This window comes from Streptomyces hyderabadensis (genome assembly GCF_020404845.1).
In the GTDB taxonomy this organism is placed as follows: domain Bacteria; phylum Actinomycetota; class Actinomycetes; order Streptomycetales; family Streptomycetaceae; genus Streptomyces; species Streptomyces hyderabadensis.
In genome coordinates, this window is sequence record NZ_JAIOJZ010000043.1 from 35,199 (window position 1) to 52,621 (window position 17,423).

Below are 17,423 nucleotides of genomic sequence, written 5' to 3' on the forward strand. Positions count from 1 at the left end.
GTCGACCGGCACTTGACCTGCTTGACGCGATCTTTGCCAGATACGGGGGCGCGAATCCGGCCACGGGTCTCGCGCTCACCCGGGTGACGCGCGTAGAAACCTGTGTCATGCATAAACCACTGCGCATCGCGACCGTCACCGCCGCCTGTGCCGTCGCCGGTGCCGTCCTGTACGGCACGGGCGCCGCCACCGCAGGCCAGTCGACGGCCAACTCCACCCACGAGCCGTACAACATCGGGGTGCTGGCCAAGGACATCGACGCCTACTACGGCACCACGCTCGACGCCGACGGCGTCTACCAGGCGTCGCCGGACAGCCCGTACGCCGCCGACCTGGCGCGCATCGATGCCGCCGCGAAGCAGCAGATCGACCGGGCCGCCCGCGCGGCGCACCACAAGCACACCAGGCCCGCCGTCGTCTTCGACATCGACGACACGCTGCTGCTCAGCCTCGACTACGAGAAGAAGAACAACTACGGCTACGACGGCACCACCTGGGCCGCCTACGTCGACCGCGCCGACCGCCCCGCCGTCCCCGGCAGCCCCGAACTGGCCCGGTACGCCGAGAAGAAGGGCGTCGAGGTCTTCTACAACTCCGGACTCGGCGAGGCACAGCGCACCGCCGCCGTCGAGAACCTGAAGAAGGTCGGCGCCGACGTGAACCTCGACACCGGCCACGTCTTCCTGAAGGACAAGGCGAACCCGCCGTCCTACCTGGCCCACTGCGCCACCCCGGGCACCTGGAAGTGCACCACCGTGCAGTACAAGGCGGGCACCCGCCGGCACATCGAGCGGGACCTCGGGTACGAGATCGTCGCCAACTTCGGCGACCAGTACTCCGACCTCCAGGGCGGCTACGCGGACCGCACCTACAAGCTGCCCAACCCGACGTACTTCGTCGAGTAGCGGGCCGTTGCTCAGCCGCCCGGGGTGAAGCCGCCCCGGACCGCGAGGGGGCCGGACGCCGCGGTGGCCGCCGCCGAGTAGCGGTCGCCGCCCGCGTCCCGGCCGCCCCGCCCGTGGTTGTACTGACCGGCGAACATCCACTCGCCGGCCGGGACGGTCCGGCCCTCCTTGAGCGTCCACCGGTAGACGAGGAAGCCGTCCCGCTCGTCCAGCGTGAACGTGAAGTCGTCCGCCGGCAGCGACCGCCAGGCCCCGGTCGAGGTCACCGAGCCGGTCTGCGCCACCCGCAGTTCGACGGTGAGCGCGGTCAGCGCAGTGCTCGTGCCCAGGGTGATGTTGCTCTGCGCCCAGAACTCGTTGCTGTGCGGGTCCACCGCGCCGCTCGACCACAACGGGCCGGCCTCCCGCGAGCCGGCCTCCGGCGAGCCGGTCTCCCGCGAGCCGGGCGGGGCGGCGACCGGGTGCCGTGCGGGCGCGTCGTCCCGCACCACCGAGGCGACGGCGCAGCCGCCGGCCACCAGCACGCCCGCCACCGCCGCCGTAGCACCGGCCACCCGCACCCAGTCCGGCAGCCGGGGCCGGGCCGGCTCCTGGTCCTCGGCCGCCCTGCCGCGCTCCACCCGGGCCAGGATCCGGGCCCGGTCGGGCCGGTGTACCCCGGCCGCCTCGCGCAGCCGGGCGCGCAGCTCCCCGTCCGGGTCCCGCCGCGGCCCGGTCATCGGGCCCCGCCCGCGGCGCCGCCGCTGCGCGCGATCGCCGCCCGCACCTGCCGAGGGGCACGGGGAGCGGCCCGGGTGCCGAGCAACCGCTGGAGTTCGGCCACCCCCTTCGACGTCTGGCTCTTGACCGTGCCCACCGACACGCCCAGGGCGAGCGCCGTGTCCCTCTCGGACAGGTCGAAGGCGTGCCGCAGCACCACGCACGCCCGCTTGCGGAACGGCAGCCGGCGCAGCGCCTCCCGTACGTCCACCACGCCCGCGACGTCCGGGTTCTCCGCCCGCTCCGCGCGCTGCGACCAGAACAGGGCGACGCGTCTGCGCTCGCGCACGGCGGTCCGCACGCGGCTGCGGGCGAGGTTGGCGACGACACCGCGCGCGTAGGCCACCGGGTGGTCGGCCGCGCGGACCCGGTCCCAGCGGTGCCACAGGGCCAGCAGGGCGTCCGCCGCGAGGTCGTCGGCGCTGTCCGGCTCGCCCGTCAGCAGGTGGGCGAGCCGGGCCAGTTCGGCATAGTGGCGTTCGAAGAAGGCGTGGAACTCCGCGGAGGCGGCGTCGTCGGCTGTCCTCACGGCGGACTCTCCTCGCAGCGGCTTCCCGGGTGCCGGTGCCGGACACCGTACGGCAGACCGCATCCCGGCGGCCCCGGGAAGGTCCGGGAAAGTCAGCCGTCGAGCGCCGCCGTCATCATCGCCTTGGCCACCGGGGCCGCCAGGCCGTTGCCGCTGACCTCGCTGCGGGCCGCGTCGGACTGCTCGACGATGACCGCCACCGCGACCTCCTTGCCCGACGTGTCGGACTTGGCGTACGAGGTGAACCAGGCGTACGGCGTCTTGCTGTTGTTCTCGCCGTGCTGGGCGGTGCCCGTCTTGCCGCCCACCGTCGCCCCGGGGATCTGCGCGTTCGACCCGGTGCCCTCCTCGACGACGGTCTCCATGGCCGACTGCAACTGGTCGGCGGTGGAGGAGCTGACGATCCGCTTCGCGTCCGTGTCGGTGTGGTCCTCCAGCACGTCGCCGCCGCTGTCGGTGACCTGCGACACCATGTGCGGGGAGACCAGCTCGCCGCCGTTGGCGAGGGCCGCGGAGACCATCGCCATCTGCAGCGGGGTCGCCGTCACGTCGAACTGGCCGATGCCGGTCAGCGCCGTGGACGACCGGTTCATGTCCTTCGGGTAGACGCTGGTGTAGGCCCGCACCGGAACGTCCTGCGTCTCGTCGTTGAAGCCGAACTTCTCGGCCATCGCGCGCAGCTCGTCCTGGCCGAGGTCGACGGCCATCTTCGCGAAGACGTTGTTGCACGAGTACTGCAGCGCGGTGCGGATCGTGGCGTTCTCGCAGGGGGCGTTCGGATTCTCGTTGGTCAGGTCCGTCGTGGTGTCCGGCAGGGTGTACGGGTCGGGGCTGTCGGTCTTCTCGTCCACCGAGCCGTACAGCCCGTTCTCCAGCGCGGCGGCCGCCACGACCAGCTTGAACGTCGAGCCCGGCGGCAGCGGCTGGCGCAGCGCACGGTTGGTCAGCGGCTTGTCCGGGTCGCCGGTGAGCTTCTTCCAGGCCTCACCCGCGGTGTTGGCGTCGGTCAGCGACGTCGGGTCGTACGAGGGGGTCGACACGACCGAGAGGATGCGGCCCGTCTTGGGGTCGATCGCCACGGCGGCGCCCTTGGTGTCGCCCAGCGCGTCGAACCCGGCCTTCTGCACGTCCGGGTCGATCGTCGTGACCACGTTGCCCGGCTCGGCCCGGGCGTCGGTGACCGTGTCCAGCACGGTCTTCAGCCGCGGATCGGTGCCGTTGAGCACGTCCTGGTAGATGCCCTCCAGCTGGGTCGGCGCGTACGCCTGCGAGGCGTAGCCCGTCACCGCCGCGTACAGCTTGCCGTTCTCGTACGTGCGTTTGTACGCGAGGTCGCCGCCCTCCGTCGGCGCCGAGCCGGTGACCGACCGGCCGCCCACGACGATGTTCCCGAGCGGCTCCGCGTAGGTCTCGATCGCGCCCCGCCGGTTGTCCTTGCTGTCCGCGAGCGCCTGGCCCTCGTAGAACTGCACCCAGGTGGCCCTGATCAGCAGAGCGAACACCAGGAGCAGCGTGAAGACCGAGGCCCGCCTGATCGTCTTGTTCATCCCGTTCATCCCGCTGACAGGACGAACGGGCGGGCGGCGGTCGTTCCCGTGTGCCCCGTTTTCTCATCTTTCTCATGCTTCTCAGCGCGCGCTCATCGGCGAGGTCCTCACTGTGCGAGGTGCAGGACGACCTCGTCGATCTCCTCGCCGCGGGCCGCCGCGAACCCCCGCGCCCACGCGCTGGTCACGAAGCCGCATTTCTCCAGCACGCGCCGCGATCCCGTGTTGTCGGCCGCGGCGCGCGCGTACAGCGGGCGGTCCGGCACCTCGGCGAGCAGGGCCCGCAGCGCGGCGGTCGCCACGCCCTGCCCCCAGTACGCCCTGTCCACCCAGTACGTCACCTCGCGTTCGCCCGGCTCCCCGTACACCGCCGTGCTGCCGACGACGTCACCGTCGCCGAGGATGGTCCGCACGACGTCGCCGGAGGCCCGGATCTTCGCCCAGTGGACCGCGAACGCCTCCCAGTCGGAGGGGTCTCTCCCTATGAAGGCCGCCATCCGCACGGCCTCCGGATCGTTCATCTGCCGGAAGAAGACGGGCAGATCGCTGTCGTGTACCTCGCGCAGTGCGATGTGCATGGATCAGAGCCTACGCGTGGCCAGTGTCAGCCGGTCCCGCGCGTCGAACAGCGCGTCCTTCACCATCTGTTCGTGCGCGGGCGTCAGCCGCGCCACCGGCACCGAGCAGCTGATCGCGTCCCGCGCGGGGGTGCGGTAGGGGACCGCCACCCCGAAGCAGCGCAGCCCCAGCGTGTTCTCCTCGCGGTCCACGGCGAAGCCCTGCTCCCGCACCAGGTGCAGCTCCTCGATGAGCTTCTCCCGGTCGGTGATGGTGTGCTCGGTCAGCGCCGGGAGGGTCTCCGGGAGCAGCTTGCGGACCTGCTCGTCGCTGTACGTGCTCAGCAGCGCCTTGCCCAGCGAGGTCGAGTGCGCGGGCAGCCTGCGGCCGACCCGGGTGAAGGGCCGCAGGTAGTGCTGGGACTGGCGGGTGGCCAGGTAGACCACGTTGGTGCCGTCCAGGCGGGCGAGGTGGATGGTCTCCGTCGTGTCGTCGGAGAGCCGGTCCAGCGTGGGCCGCGCCGCCGCGACCACCTCGTCGCCGTCGATGTACGAGGTGCCGACCAGCAGCGCCCGCACCCCGATGCCGTACCGCGTGCCCGTGGCGTCCGTCTCCACCCAGCCCAGCTCCACCAGCGTGCGCAGCAGCATGTACAGACTGGACTTGGGGTAGCCGACGGCCTCCTGGACCGACGCGAGGGAGTGCATGCCGGGGCGCCCGGCGAAGTACTCGAGCAGCTCAACCGTCCGCACCGCGGACTTGACCTGCGCTCCGCCCCCCGTCTCGACAGCCGACATCGCCTTGACCCCTTCGTTCGACGAGAAGCTGAAGTTATAGTCTCGAACAGCATATTCATCAGTAGAGACAGCGTTCAGTATATCGAACGACATCAGTGCAGAGCACGTGGAGGGACCCGCGGTGGCAGCAGCACCAGTCTGGAGTGTCGACCCCCGTACCGGGAAGCAGCGTGAACAGGTCGCGGTGGAAGCCACGGCCCAGGAGGTGGACGCCGCCGTCCGGGCCGCGCACGCCGCCCGGGACGCCCTCGCCGACCGCACCGTCCGCGCGGCCTTCCTGCGCAGCGCCGCCGACGAGCTGAAGGCGGCCGAGAGCACCCTCGTCGAGGTCGCCGACGCGGAGACCGCGCTCGGCCCGGTCCGGCTCACCGGCGAACTCGCCCGCACCTGCTACCAGCTGCGGGCCTTCGCCGACATCGTGGACGAGGGCGAGTACCTCGGCGTGGTCGTCAACCACCCCGACGACACCGCCACCCCGCCCATCCCGGACCTGCGCCGCTACAAGGTGCCGCTCGGCGTCGTCGCCGTCTACTCGGCCTCCAACTTCCCCTTCGCCTTCTCCGTCCCCGGCGGCGACACCGCGAGCGCGCTCGCGGCCGGCTGCCCGGTCGTGGTCAAGGCCCACCCCGACCACCCGGCCCTGTCCGAGCTGGTCGCCAAGGTGCTGCGCCGGGCCGCGGCCCGCCACGGCATCCCGGACGGGGTCCTCGGCCTGGTGCACGGCTTCGAGGCGGGCGTCGAGCTGATCAAGCACCCGCTGGTCGCCGCGGCGGGCTTCACGGGGTCGGTGCGCGGTGGCCGCGCGCTGTTCGACGCGGCGGCGGCGCGTCCGGTGCCGATCCCCTTCCACGGCGAGCTGGGCTCGCTGAACCCGGTCGTCGTCACGGAGGCGGCGGCGGCCGAGCGGGCGGAGGCGATCGGCGCGGGGCTGGCCGGTTCGATGACGCTGGGTGTCGGGCAGTTCTGCGTGAAGCCCGGCCTGGTGCTGGTGCCGGCGGGCGACGCCGGTGACGGCCTGGTCAAGTCCCTCACCGACGCGGTCAGCGCCACCGACGCCGGTGTGCTCCTCGACCACCGCATGCGGGACAACTTCGTCGCGGGCGTCGCCGAGCGCGCCGCGCTGCCCGACGTCGACTCCCCGGTGACCCCGGGCGCGGGCGGCGAGCACACCGTCAGCCCCGGGTTCCTCACGGTGCCGGCGGCGCGGCTGGCGGACGGGGGCGAGCACGACCTGCTCCTGGAGGAGTGCTTCGGGCCGGTCACCGTGGTGGCCCGGTACGCCGACGAGGGGGAGGTGCGGGGGGTGCTGTCGCGACTGCCGGGGAACCTGACGGCGACCGTGCAGCTCTCTGCCGAGGAGGCGGCGGGAGAGAGTGCCGGGGCGGCTGCTCTTCTCGCCGAGGTGACGCCGCTGGCGGGGCGGGTGCTGGTCAACGGCTGGCCTACGGGGGTTGCCGTGGCGGCGGCTCAGCAGCACGGGGGGCCGTACCCGGCGACGACTTCGACGTCCACGTCGGTGGGGGGTACGGCTATCGAGCGGTGGCTGCGGCCGGTGGCCTATCAGGGGGTGCCGGAGGCCTTGCTGCCGGTGGAGCTTCGGGATGACAATCCGCTGGGGCTGCCGCGGCGGTTCAACGGAGTGCTTGAGCGGTAGGTTCGCGGTCGCGCCGTAGGGGTGCGGTTGCATGGCGAGTGCGGCGTCGTCGTGGCTTGTCGCGCAGTTCCCCGCGCCCCTTAGGCGACTTCCCTCCGCCTGCGAAGATCAGTGCATGACTCTTGAACTTGCCGAACTGCCGTTTCCCCTCCGTCCTTATGGGCCCGACGGCCAATGGTCCTACGCCGACGGTGTGCTCACCGGGGTCGCCGGGGCCCGGCAGGACCGGTTCGTGCCGCCCACCGGGGAGTCGCTGGAGTCCGTGGCCGACGCGCCGCGGTTGCTGGGGGCGCCCGAGGGGGACTTCCAGCTGATCGCCCGCGTCACCGTCGGGTTCCGCGGGGCCTTCGACGCCGGAGTGCTCTATGTGCACGTGGGGGAGCGGGCCTGGGCCAAGCTGTGTCTTGAGTACTCGCCGGACGTGGCCACCGTCTGCACGGTGGTCACCCGGGGGCACTCCGACGACTGCAACTCCTTCACCGTCGAGGGGGACTCCGTCTGGTTCCGGGTCAGCCGCAGCGGACGGGCCTTCGCCTTCCACGCCTCCCTGGACGGGGAGCGCTGGACCTTCGTACGGCTCTTCACGCTGGGTGACGAGAGGGAGACGGGTGCGGCCCTGGTCGGGTTCCTGGCGCAGGCGCCGACGGGGGAGGGCTGCACGGTGACGTACGACCACCTGGAGTTCCGGGCGGGCTGGCCCGCGGACCTGCGGGACGGCAGCTGACGGCGGGAATGGGACGCGCTGCTTGAACGTTCACGTACGACGGCGGAGAGGGTCTCCGCCGCCGTACGACCTGGAGAAGAGCCGAGACATGCGCGTCGAGATCTGGAGCGACATCGCCTGCCCCTGGTGCTACGTGGGCAAGGCCCGCTTCGAGAAGGCGCTCGCGGCCTTCCCGCACCGGGACGGGGTCGAGGTGGTCCACCGTTCCTTCGAGCTGGACCCCGGGCGGGCCAAGGACGACGTGCAGCCGGTGCTGACGATGCTCACCGCCAAGTACGGCATGAGCCAGGCGCAGGCGCAGGCCGGTGAGGACAACCTCGGCGCTCAGGCCGCCGCCGAGGGCCTGGACTACCGCACCCGGGACCGCGACCACGGCAGCACCTTCGACATGCACCGCCTGCTGCACCTGGCCAAGGAACGCGGGCGGCACGAGGCCCTGCTGGACGCGTTCTACCGGGGCAACTTCGCCGAGGAGCGCTCCGTGTTCAACGACGACGCCCGGCTCGTGGAGCTGGCCGTCGGCGCCGGGCTCGACGCCGAGGAGGTGCGCGCGGTGCTCGCCGACCCCGCCGCCTACGCCGACGCGGTGCGCGCCGACGAGCGCGAGGCCGCCCAGCTCGGGGCCACCGGGGTGCCGTTCTTCGTCCTCGACCGCGCCTACGGCGTCTCGGGCGCCCAGCCCGCCGAGGTCTTCACGAAGGCGCTGACCCAGGCGTGGGGCGAGCGCACGCCGCTGAAGCTGGTCGACGACGGGGACGCCCAGGCCTGCGGTCCGGACGGGTGCGCGGTGCCCCAGGAGTGAAGGGCCGGCCGCAAGCCCAGGTGAGGGCCCGTGCATAAGCGATGCTTGGAGAAACCGCGTAGAAATACGCAATGGACGGGGAGGTCGCGGGGCCGCACAGTGGTGCCATGGAGAGCTTCGAGAATGTCGTCCGTACCGAGTTCGCCCCGAAGACCACCTATCTGAACACCGCCAGCACCGGCCTGCTGCCCGCCCGGACCCTCGTGGCCATGCGCGACGCAGCGGCCTCGGCGGCCGAGGGGCAGCCGCTCGACATGTTCGCCGACGTCGAGGCGTCCCGGGCCGCGTACGCCCGGCTCGTGGGGGTGCCCGCCACCCGGGTGGCGACCGGCGCGTCCGTCGCCACGTTCAGTGGGCTCGTCGCCGCGTCGCTGCCTCCGGGGGCCGAAGTCCTCACCGCGGAGGCCGACTTCAGCTCCCTGGTGAACCCGCTGTACACCCGCGGGGACCTGAAGGTGCGCAGCGTGCCGCTGGAACGGCTCGCCGAGTCCGTGGGGCCGGACACCGCGCTCGTCGCGGTCAGTTCCGTGCAGTCCGCCGACGGGCGGCTCGCCGACCTGACCGCGCTGCGGGACGCCGCCCGGGCGCACGGGGCGCGGACGCTGATCGACGTCTCCCAGGCGAACGGCTGGCTGCCGACGGCCGCGGACGACTTCGACTACGTCACCGCCGTCGGCTACAAGTGGGTGCTCTGCCCGCGCGGCGTCGCCTTCCTCGTCGTGCCCGAGGACCTGGGGGCGGCGGCCGGGCTGACGCCGCTGTTCGCCGGGTGGGCGACCGGTGAGCGCCCCTGGGACAGCTGCTACGGCCCCGTCGAGGAACTCGCGCACTCCGCACGGCGGTTCGACGAGAGCCCCGCGCTGTTCTCGTACACCGGTGCCCGGCACTCCCTGGCCCTGATGGAGGAGCTGGGCGTCGACGCGGTGCACGCCCACGACACCCGGCTGGCCGACCGGTTCCGCGCGGGGGTGCGCTCGCTGGGGCACGAGCCGGTGGACGCGCCGGGCTCGGCGATCGTGTCCGTGCCGGGACTCGGCCACCGGCAGGGCGGACTGGGCGAGGCCGGCGTCCAGGTCTCCGACCGGGCGGGCAACCTGCGGGCCGCCTTCCACGTGTACAACACCGAGGCCGACGTGGACCGGCTGCTCGACGTGCTGGCGGGCTGACCCGCGGCAGGGCCGGGAAGAAAATATCGGGCAGGGGCCTCCCGTCCCACACGAAAAGGCCCCTGCCCGAGTCTCAGACGCGGGTCACTTCACCGGGGTGAAGTCCCGCGCGCCGATGAACTCCGGCCGCCGGATGGGAGCCGCGAACGGCTCCACGGCCGTGTTCTCCACGCTGTTGAACACGATGAACACGTTGCTGCGCGGGAACGGCGTGATGTTGTCGCCCGACCCGTGCATGCAGTTGCAGTCGAACCAGGTCGCCGAGCCCGCCTTGCCGGTGAACAGCTTGATGCCGTACTCGGAGGCCATCTTCGTCAGCGCCTCGTCGGACGGCGTCCCCGCGTCCTGCATCTGCAGGGACTTCTTGTAGTTGTCCTTCGGCGTGGCCCCCGCGCACCCGAGGAACGTCTTGTGCGACCCCGGCATGATCATCAGACCGCCGTTGGTGTCGAAGTTCTCCGTGAGCGCGATCGAGACCGAGATCGTGCGCATGTTGGGCAGGCCGTCCTCGGCGTGCCAGGTCTCGAAGTCCGAGTGCCAGTAGAAGCCGCTGGCCCCGAAGCCCGGCTTGACGTTGATCCGCGACTGGTGGACGTAGACGTCCGAGCCCAGGATCTGCCGGGCCCGCCCGACCACGCGCTCGTCGCGCACCAGCTTGGCGAAGACCTCACTGATCTTGTGCACCTCGAAGACCGACCGGATCTCCTTGGACTGCGGCTCCACGATCGAGCGCTCGTCCGCGCGGATGGCCGGGTCGGTGGTGAGCCGCTCCAGCTCCCGCTGGTACTCGGCGACCTCCTCCGGCGCGATCAGCTGGTCGATGGCGAGGAAGCCGTCGCGGTCGAGGGACTGGAGGTCACCCGCCGAGACCGGACCGGGCGTGTCCGGGGAACCCCAGACCACCGGGTCCTGCCGGGGAGTCGCCACCTCGGTGGCGCCGCGGGTGGGATAGAGGTCGGTGACGTTCGTGGTCGTGGTCACGGTGACTCACACCTCCTCGGTGAGCAGCGGGTAGACGCCGTTCTCGTCGTGATCCTCCCGTCCGGTGACGGGCGGGTTGAAGACACAGATGCAGTGGAAGTCCTCCTTGACCTTGAGCGTGTGCCGCTCGTGGCCGTTGAGGAGGTACATCGTGCCCGGCGTGATGTGGTACGTCTTCCCCGTCTCGCGGTCGGTCAACTCGGCGTCGCCCTTGGTGCAGACGACGGCCTCGATGTGGTTGGCGTACCACATCGACGTCTCCGTACCCGCGTACAGGATCGTCTCGTGCAGGGAGAAGCCGACCTTCTCCTTGGCGAGGACGATCCGGGTGCTTTCCCAGGTGCCGGACGCGCTCTTCACGTGCCGGTCGGTGCCTTCGAACTCCTTGAACGAACGGACGATCACGGTGTTGCGATGCCTCCTAGGTGAAGGATGTGCAAGGGTCCCCGGCGCCTTCGGCCGCGCGGGCGGAAGGCGCCGGAAGCTTGGGTGGTGCGACGTGCGGGTCAGGCCGTCTCGCGCACGGCCCGGGCCAGGGTCTTCATGCCCTCGTCCAGCTCGTCGGGCGTGATGGTGAGCGCGGGCAGCAGCTTGACGACCTCGCTCTCGGGGCCGGAGGTCTCGATGAGCAGGCCCAGCTCGAAGGCGCGCCTGGCGACCCGGCTCGCGCGGCCCTTGTCGTGGAACTCCAGGCCCCAGACCAGCCCGCGGCCGCGGTACTCCTTGATGTCGGCGAGGTTCTCCTCGGTGATGGCGATCATGTGCTGCTCGACCTGCTCGCCGCGCTTGCGGGTCTGCTTCTCCATCGCCGACCCGTCGGTCCAGTAGGCCTCCAGCGTGGCGGTCGCCGTGACGAAGGCCGGGTTGTTGCCGCGGAAGGTGCCGTTGTGCTCGCCCGGCTCCCAGACGTCCAGCTCCGGCTTGAACAGGGTCAGCGCCATGGGCAGGCCGTAGCCGCTGATCGACTTGGAGACGGTGACGATGTCCGGCGTGATGCCCGCCTCCTCGAAGGAGAAGAAGGCACCGGTACGGCCGCAGCCCATCTGGATGTCGTCGACGATGAGCAGCATGTCCTGGCGCTCGCACAGGTCGGCCAGGGCGCGCAGCCACTCGGCCCGGGCGACGTTGATGCCGCCCTCGCCCTGCACCGTCTCGACGATCACGGCGGCCGGCTTGTTCAGCCCGGAGCCCTGGTCCTCCAGCAGCCGCTCGAACCAGATGAAGTCCTCGACGGTGCCGTCGAAGTAGTTGTCGAACGGCATGGGCGTGCCGTGCACCAGCGGGATGCCGGCACCGGCCCGCTTGAAGGCGTTGCCGGTCACCGCGAGGGAGCCCAGCGACATGCCGTGGAAGGCGTTGGTGAACGACACGATCGACTCGCGCCCCTTCACCTTGCGCGCCAGCTTGAGCGCGGACTCGACGGCGTTGGTGCCCGTCGGGCCCGGGAACATGACCTTGTACGGCAGGTCGCGCGGGCGCAGGATGGTGTTCTGGAACGTCTCCAGGAAGCGGCGCTTGGCGGTCGTCGACATGTCGAGCCCGTGCGTGACGCCGTCCCGCTCCAGGTAGTCGATCAGCGCGCGTTTCAGGACGGCGTTGTTGTGCCCGTAGTTGAGCGAGCCCGCTCCGGCGAAGAAGTCGAGGTACTCGTGGCCGTCCTCGTCGTACATGCGGCTGCCGACCGCACGGTCGAAGACGGTGGGCCAGCCGCGGCAGTAGCTGCGCACCTCGGACTCGACGGTCTCGAAGACGCTGAGGTCGGGCTGGGTGATGGTCACGACGAATCGCTCCTCGTGGGGTGAGGTGGGAGAGGAAGGTCGTACGGATCCGGGGACCGGTGCGGTCCGCCGGGAAGTCTGTGGGGCCCACTGGCACGGGGTGCCGGGCCGTCCGGGCGGCCGGGTCAGCCGGTGGCGGACAGGGGGCCTATGCGGTACAGCACCTCGGGCTCGTGCGGTCCGTCGGGGAACACGTCCGTGTCGAACAGCACCTCGCGCTCCAGCCGGGCGCCGCGGCGCTCGGCGAACGAGGTGAACAGCCGCTGGGAGGCGGTGTTGTCGGGGGAGATGGTGGTCTCCAGGGTGGTCAGCCCGTGTTCCGCGACGGTCCGCTCGGCCAGCCCGTCGAGCAGGGACGCGGCGAGCCGGCGCCCGCGGTACGCCTCGTCCACCGCCACCTGCCACACGAGCAGGGTGTCCGGGCGGTCCGGTCGTACGTATCCGGTGACGAAGCCGACCGGCTCACCGCTCTCGTCGCGGGCGACGGCCGACGTGGCGGCGAAGTCCCGGCACCAGAGCAGATAGCTGTAGGAGGAGTTGAGGTCGAGGACCTTGGAATCCCTCGCTATCCGCCACAGGGCGGCGCCGTCGGCCACTCTCGGACGATCGATTTGCAGGTCTGCTTGCGCGGCAGTCATGCAAATTGAATTTACCGAGCGAAATTCAAAATTGCATCGCCGGATGGGGTTACGAATGGGCGCCTCGTGTGTTATCACGCGGGCGCGTGCTTCCGCGCGAGGCGGCGGCGTTATGAGGGGATTTGCCGGGGAGGTAAGCCGCAAAGCGGGCAGCATGTGGATCGGGTCACAATCGCGTAACCCGTGCGAGACGTGTCCGAAATGTGAAGATCGGCAGTCGTGAAATCTTTGTGTTTAGGTCCGGGGAAAGCGGGCAGAAGAATACGGGAAGCTGCGCTGAGTGGAATTCCGGAAATCTGCTTGTGCGAGTATCCGGAATTCCCTCCGATTCACCCTTCCGAAAGACCGGGTCCGGCCGGCCGCTGCCACGTCTCCTCGACGGCCCGCCGGGCGGCCTCCGGGTCGGCCTTCACACCACGCTCGGCCAGCGCGGCACCCAGTGCCGCCAGGCAGGACTGCACGGCCCCGCGCGTCGCGTTGGGACCGTAGTGGTTGACCCGGATCATCTCGCCCGCCAGCGCGCCGCCGCCCGCGGCCAGCGGCAGCGCCGGATCGGACTCCAGGGCCCGGGACACCAGCGCGGACGCGTCGACGTCCGGCGGGGTGCGCAGCGTCGTCGCGACCGGCGCCGCCTCCCGCGCCTCGTACACGTACGGCTCGACGCCGCCCAGCGCGAGCGCGCCGGCCCGGGTGGCCGCCGCGGCCAGGGCGTGCCGCGCCATCACCGTCTCGGCACCCGCCGCCTCGATGCGCTCGACACAGGCCTCCAGCGCGAGCATCTCCAACTGCGCCGGCGCGTGCAGCAGAGCCTTGCGCCCGCCGTCGATCCACCGCTCCTTCCAGTCGAGGAGCGACAGGTACGAGTGGCGCGGGGCGTTCGGGTTCGCCGCCATCCGCGCCCAGGCCCGCTCGCTCACCGACACCGCCGAGACCCCGGCCGGACCGCCCATCGCCTTCTGCGCGCCGATCACGCACAGGTCCACGCCCCACGCGTCCGGCAGCACCGGCTCGGCGCCCACGGAGGCCACCGCGTCCAGGTAGAAGAGCGCCCCGTGCGCCCGCACCACCTCGCCGACTTCCGCGACCGGGTTGGTGTTGCCGGTCGCCGCCTCGGCGTGCACGAGGGACACGAAGTCGATCTCCGGGTGTTCGGCGAGGGCCAGCCGCACCTGCTCCGCGGAGACGGCGGTGTGGAACGGCACGGTGAGGTCGTGCACGGTCGCGCCGCAGTCCCGCAGCCAGTTCCCGAAGGTCTGCCCGTACGGCCCCGTGACGACGTTCAGCGCGACGGTGCCGGGCCCCGCGGCGGCGCGGATGGCGCCCTCCAGCGGCAGCAGCGCCTCGCCCTGCATGACCACCACGTCCTGCCCGGTGCCCAGCAGACGCGCGACCCGGTCCTCGATCGCGGCGAAACGTGCGGCGCTCAGCGGGGGGAGGTCCAGGAAGGGGTGGGTCACGGCGGTGCTCTCTTCGCTGACGGCGGGTGTGCGGCGCGGGAACGCCGCGTACGGACGCGCGTACGTCACGTACGGAGTCGAGAGTAACCGTGGCGCCCGCCGCCACTCGCGCCGGAGTGCTTCCGTTGCGACACCCCCACGCCCGGAACCGTGGCTTCCGTCACAGCCGAAGCGCTCGCCGCCTGATGGACTGGCCCGGTGTTCCTGATACTCCTGCTGGTCGTCGTGGTCGCCGTGGTGACGGCCGTCGGTCTGACCGGCCACGGCGCGAGCGTCCTCGCCGCCCGCCGCGAACGGGGCCCGGGGCCCGGACCGGTGCTGCGCGCCCTCGCCGCCTTCGCCGGTGCCGCGGCCGTCGTCGTGTACGCCTGGGGGCTGCTGCACGTGACCGGCGCCGTCATGGAGTCCAACGGTGGCGCGAGTTCCGCACCGGCGCCGCCCTGCCGCGGCCACGGGAACGAGGAGCGCGCCCGCCACGTCGTCGACCAGTCGGTCTCCTTCCTGCCCCTGGGCTTCGTCTGCGAGACCGCCGACGGCGGCGAGTACACCAGCGGGGACGTCCCCGGCTACGTCAACCCCGTCACCGCCGCCCTGGCCCTGGCCGCCGTCGCGAGCGCCGTCGGGGCCGGGTACGCGGCCGAGTCGCGTGCCCGTGCGGCAGCGCGCGGCGGCCGCCGGTGACCGGCCCCGGACCGGCGCGCGGGCACCGTCTAGGGTGCGGGGCATGAGCGATCGCGCGGTGCTGCACGTGAAGGGTCGGGTGCTCGTCGGACCGGAGGAGGTCCGGGACGAGGTGTGGGTGATCGACGGCCGGATCTCGTACGACCGCCCCACCGGCGCGGCCGACGTGCGCACCGTCGAGGGGTGGGCGCTGCCCGGCCTGGTCGACGCGCACTGCCACGTCGGCCTGGACCAGCACGGTGCCGTCCCCGCGGACGTCGCCGAGAGGCAGGCGCTGACCGACCGCGAGGCGGGCACGCTGCTCATCCGCGACGCGGGCTCGCCCTCCGACACCCGCTGGATCGACGACCGCGAGGACCTCCCGAAGATCATCCGGGCCGGGCGGCACATCGCCCGCACCCGCCGCTACATCCGCAACTACGCCTGGGAGGTCGAGCCCGAGGACCTCGTCGCCTACGTCGCCCAGGAGGCCCGGCGCGGCGACGGCTGGGTCAAGCTGGTCGGCGACTGGATCGACCGCGACCTCGGCGACCTGTCGGCCTGCTGGCCGCGCGGCGCGGTCGAGGCGGCCATCGCGGAGGCCCACCGCCTGGGCGCCCGGGTCACCGCGCACTGCTTCGCCGAGGACTCCCTGCGCGATCTGGTCGAGGCCGGGATCGACTGCGTCGAGCACGCCACGGGGCTCACGGACGACACCATCCCGCTGTTCGCCGAGCGCGGCGTCGCCATCGTGCCCACGCTCGTCAACATCGCCACCTTCCCCGCGCTGGCCGACGGCGGCGAGACTCGCTTCCCGCGCTGGTCGGCCCATATGCGCCGGCTGCACGAACGCCGCTACGACACCGTGCGCAACGCCTACGACGCGGGAATCCCGGTCTTCGTCGGCACCGACGCGGGCGGCGCCCTGGCCCACGGGCTGGCGGGGGCCGAGGTCGCGGAGCTGGTCACCGCCGGCATCCCGCCCGTCGCGGCCCTTGCCGCGACCACCTGGGCCGCCCGGCGCTGGCTGGGCCGTCCGGGCCTGGAGGAGGGCGCACCGGCGGACCTGGTGGTGTACGAACAGGACCCGCGCGCGGACGTGCGCGTGCTCACCGCTCCGCGCCGGATCGTGCTGAACGGGCGGGTCGTCGGTTAGCCGACGGGAGTGACGCCGGGGAACACCCGTGCCGGTCGATGCGACGAAGTTTCGAATACGTTCGCCAAAACCCCACGAAGGGGTGAAGTGCCCCCGGTTCACTGACGGTTCGGCCGACGCGGGGACATTCTGTCCGGGTCCCAAGCACGTCGCTCATGCGTGCCCCGCACGCATGTCTCACTGGGGGTCCCACCACCTTGAACGGCAACACCTTCCGCATGCCCGCACGCCGTCTCGCCACCGTCGCGGCGGCCACGGCCCTGGCCGCGGGCCCCGCGGCCCTGGCCGGCGCGGGATCCGCCCACGCGACCGGCGACCACGGCCGCGCGAGCGCCACCGTGCTGCGTACCGGGCTCGACGTCTCGCTGCTCAACAAGACCGTGAACGTCCCGCTCGCGGTCACCCTCAACGAGGTGCAGGCACCCGGGAACGCCGAGAAGACCGCGCTCACCGCCCGACTGGACGGCGTCGACGGAGGCAAGCCCTTCAGCGTCCTGCGCGCCGACGTCGCCGAGGCGAAGGCGACGGCCACCGCCGAGAAGAGCGAGGGCACCACCACACTGGCCCGCGCCAGGCTCCACGTCCCCGGCCTGCCGCTGCTGTCGGTGGTCGAGGTCCAGGAGGTCACCTCCACGGCGACCTGCGAGGCCGGGAAGAAGCCGGTCGCCGACGCCAACCTCCTGGGGCCGGTGACGGTCCTCGGCAAGAAGGTCACCCTCACCACCGGCGGCACGACGGACGTGAAGGTGCCCGGCGTCGGCGAGGTACGGCTCGACCTCTCGAAGGAGGAGACCACCTCCGGCACGGCCGCCGCCACCGCGCTCGAACTCAAGGTCTCCGTCAACCCCGGCGACCTGAACGTCGCCGAGGTCGACGGCACCGTCACCCTGGCCAAGGCGACCTGCGAGTCCCCGGCCGCCCCGGCGGAGGAGGCCGAGCAGCCCCCGGCCGAGGCCGCCGAACCCCCGGCCGGGCAGGACGCCGAACCCGCGGCCGAGGTGCAGGCCCAGGGCGCCCGCACCGAGCCCGACCTGGCCGAGACCGGCGGCAGCTCCGCGACCCCGTACGTCGCGGCAGGCGCCGCGGCCCTGGTCCTGGCGGGCGGCGGCGCACTGGTCCTGGCCCGGCGCAAGCGCGGCTGACATCCGGTCGGGGCCGCGGCGGCCCCGGGCTGGTTCCGGCCGGGGTGTCCGGGTGGAGGCGCCCCGGCCGGAGGCGGTCGCCGCCGTGAGCGGCAGCGGTTCCGCGGCGCCGACCGGCCCGGCCGGTGCCGCCGCCCCGGTCCCGGGCGGCGCAAGCGCGACCGACCCGG

General features: G+C 72.1%; 18 protein-coding genes. 8 read left to right on the plus strand and 10 right to left on the minus strand.

Annotated features, from left to right (window positions below):
* Positions 1-107: 107 nt before the first annotated feature.
* Entirely contained in the window at positions 108-905 is a 798-nt protein-coding gene (locus K7854_RS27530; RefSeq protein ID WP_226029245.1) for an HAD family acid phosphatase, read from the plus strand.
* 11 nt (positions 906-916) lie between these two features.
* Here K7854_RS27530 and K7854_RS27535 read toward each other — a convergent pair whose 3' ends face one another.
* From K7854_RS27535 to K7854_RS27555, 5 genes are all read right to left on the minus strand, one after another.
* Entirely contained in the window at positions 917-1,624 is a 708-nt protein-coding gene (locus K7854_RS27535; protein WP_226029246.1) for a hypothetical protein, read from the minus strand.
* Positions 1,621-2,193 (minus strand): SigE family RNA polymerase sigma factor, encoded by a 573-nt coding sequence (locus tag K7854_RS27540; RefSeq protein ID WP_226029247.1) that lies wholly within the window; start codon positions 2,191-2,193, stop codon positions 1,621-1,623. Before K7854_RS27540 ends, K7854_RS27535 begins: the two co-directional genes overlap by 4 nt.
* Before the next feature lie 92 nt (positions 2,194-2,285).
* Positions 2,286-3,740, minus strand: coding sequence for a peptidoglycan D,D-transpeptidase FtsI family protein (locus K7854_RS27545; RefSeq protein ID WP_226029248.1), 1,455 nt, complete (start codon positions 3,738-3,740; stop codon positions 2,286-2,288).
* A gap of 107 nt (positions 3,741-3,847) precedes the next feature.
* Positions 3,848-4,318: a GNAT family N-acetyltransferase gene (locus tag K7854_RS27550; protein WP_226029249.1), complete on the minus strand. Its 471-nt coding sequence runs from the start codon at positions 4,316-4,318 to the stop codon at positions 3,848-3,850.
* A 3-nt stretch (positions 4,319-4,321) separates the two neighbouring features.
* Positions 4,322-5,095: an IclR family transcriptional regulator gene (locus K7854_RS27555; RefSeq protein WP_087810039.1), complete on the minus strand. Its 774-nt coding sequence runs from the start codon at positions 5,093-5,095 to the stop codon at positions 4,322-4,324.
* A gap of 121 nt (positions 5,096-5,216) precedes the next feature.
* Between K7854_RS27555 and K7854_RS27560 the strand changes: the two genes are divergently transcribed.
* From K7854_RS27560 to K7854_RS27575, 4 genes are all read left to right on the plus strand, one after another.
* On the plus strand, positions 5,217-6,749 hold the full coding sequence (locus K7854_RS27560) for an aldehyde dehydrogenase (NADP(+)) (protein ID WP_226029250.1): 1,533 nt from the start codon (positions 5,217-5,219) through the stop codon (positions 6,747-6,749).
* Between the two features lie 115 nt (positions 6,750-6,864).
* Entirely contained in the window at positions 6,865-7,473 is a 609-nt protein-coding gene (locus K7854_RS27565; RefSeq protein ID WP_226029251.1) for a DUF1349 domain-containing protein, read from the plus strand.
* Positions 7,474-7,561: 88 nt separating this feature from the next.
* A complete protein-coding gene (locus K7854_RS27570; RefSeq protein ID WP_226029252.1) occupies positions 7,562-8,275 on the plus strand; it encodes a DsbA family oxidoreductase in 714 nt (237 codons plus the stop codon).
* A 71-nt stretch (positions 8,276-8,346) separates the two neighbouring features.
* Positions 8,347-9,441, plus strand: coding sequence for an aminotransferase class V-fold PLP-dependent enzyme (locus K7854_RS27575; protein ID WP_226029253.1), 1,095 nt, complete (start codon positions 8,347-8,349; stop codon positions 9,439-9,441).
* Between the two features lie 84 nt (positions 9,442-9,525).
* Here K7854_RS27575 and thpD read toward each other — a convergent pair whose 3' ends face one another.
* The 5 genes from thpD to K7854_RS27600 form a co-directional block, all read right to left on the minus strand.
* A complete protein-coding gene (gene thpD / locus K7854_RS27580) occupies positions 9,526-10,422 on the minus strand; it encodes an ectoine hydroxylase (RefSeq protein WP_226029254.1) in 897 nt (298 codons plus the stop codon).
* 6 nt (positions 10,423-10,428) lie between these two features.
* Positions 10,429-10,827, minus strand: coding sequence for an ectoine synthase (locus tag K7854_RS27585; RefSeq protein ID WP_030184764.1), 399 nt, complete (start codon positions 10,825-10,827; stop codon positions 10,429-10,431).
* A gap of 101 nt (positions 10,828-10,928) precedes the next feature.
* Positions 10,929-12,200: a diaminobutyrate--2-oxoglutarate transaminase gene (gene ectB, locus K7854_RS27590; RefSeq protein ID WP_226029255.1), complete on the minus strand. Its 1,272-nt coding sequence runs from the start codon at positions 12,198-12,200 to the stop codon at positions 10,929-10,931.
* Between the two features lie 125 nt (positions 12,201-12,325).
* Positions 12,326-12,838 (minus strand): diaminobutyrate acetyltransferase, encoded by a 513-nt coding sequence (gene ectA, locus K7854_RS27595; protein WP_226029256.1) that lies wholly within the window; start codon positions 12,836-12,838, stop codon positions 12,326-12,328.
* 329 nt (positions 12,839-13,167) lie between these two features.
* Entirely contained in the window at positions 13,168-14,295 is a 1,128-nt protein-coding gene (locus tag K7854_RS27600; protein WP_226029274.1) for a pyridoxal-phosphate-dependent aminotransferase family protein, read from the minus strand.
* A gap of 198 nt (positions 14,296-14,493) precedes the next feature.
* Here K7854_RS27600 and K7854_RS27605 point away from each other — a divergent pair, with 198 nt between their 5' ends.
* The 3 genes from K7854_RS27605 to K7854_RS27615 all read left to right on the plus strand — a co-directional run bounded on the left by K7854_RS27605 (position 14,494) and on the right by K7854_RS27615 (position 17,253).
* A complete protein-coding gene (locus K7854_RS27605; protein ID WP_226029257.1) occupies positions 14,494-14,976 on the plus strand; it encodes a hypothetical protein in 483 nt (160 codons plus the stop codon).
* Between the two features lie 43 nt (positions 14,977-15,019).
* Positions 15,020-16,111 carry an amidohydrolase family protein gene (locus K7854_RS27610; protein ID WP_226029258.1) on the plus strand — a complete coding sequence of 364 codons (1,092 nt, stop codon included), beginning with the start codon at positions 15,020-15,022 and terminating at the stop codon, positions 16,109-16,111.
* 197 nt (positions 16,112-16,308) lie between these two features.
* Positions 16,309-17,253, plus strand: coding sequence for an SCO1860 family LAETG-anchored protein (locus K7854_RS27615; RefSeq protein ID WP_226029259.1), 945 nt, complete (start codon positions 16,309-16,311; stop codon positions 17,251-17,253).
* Positions 17,254-17,423 lie beyond the last annotated feature (170 nt).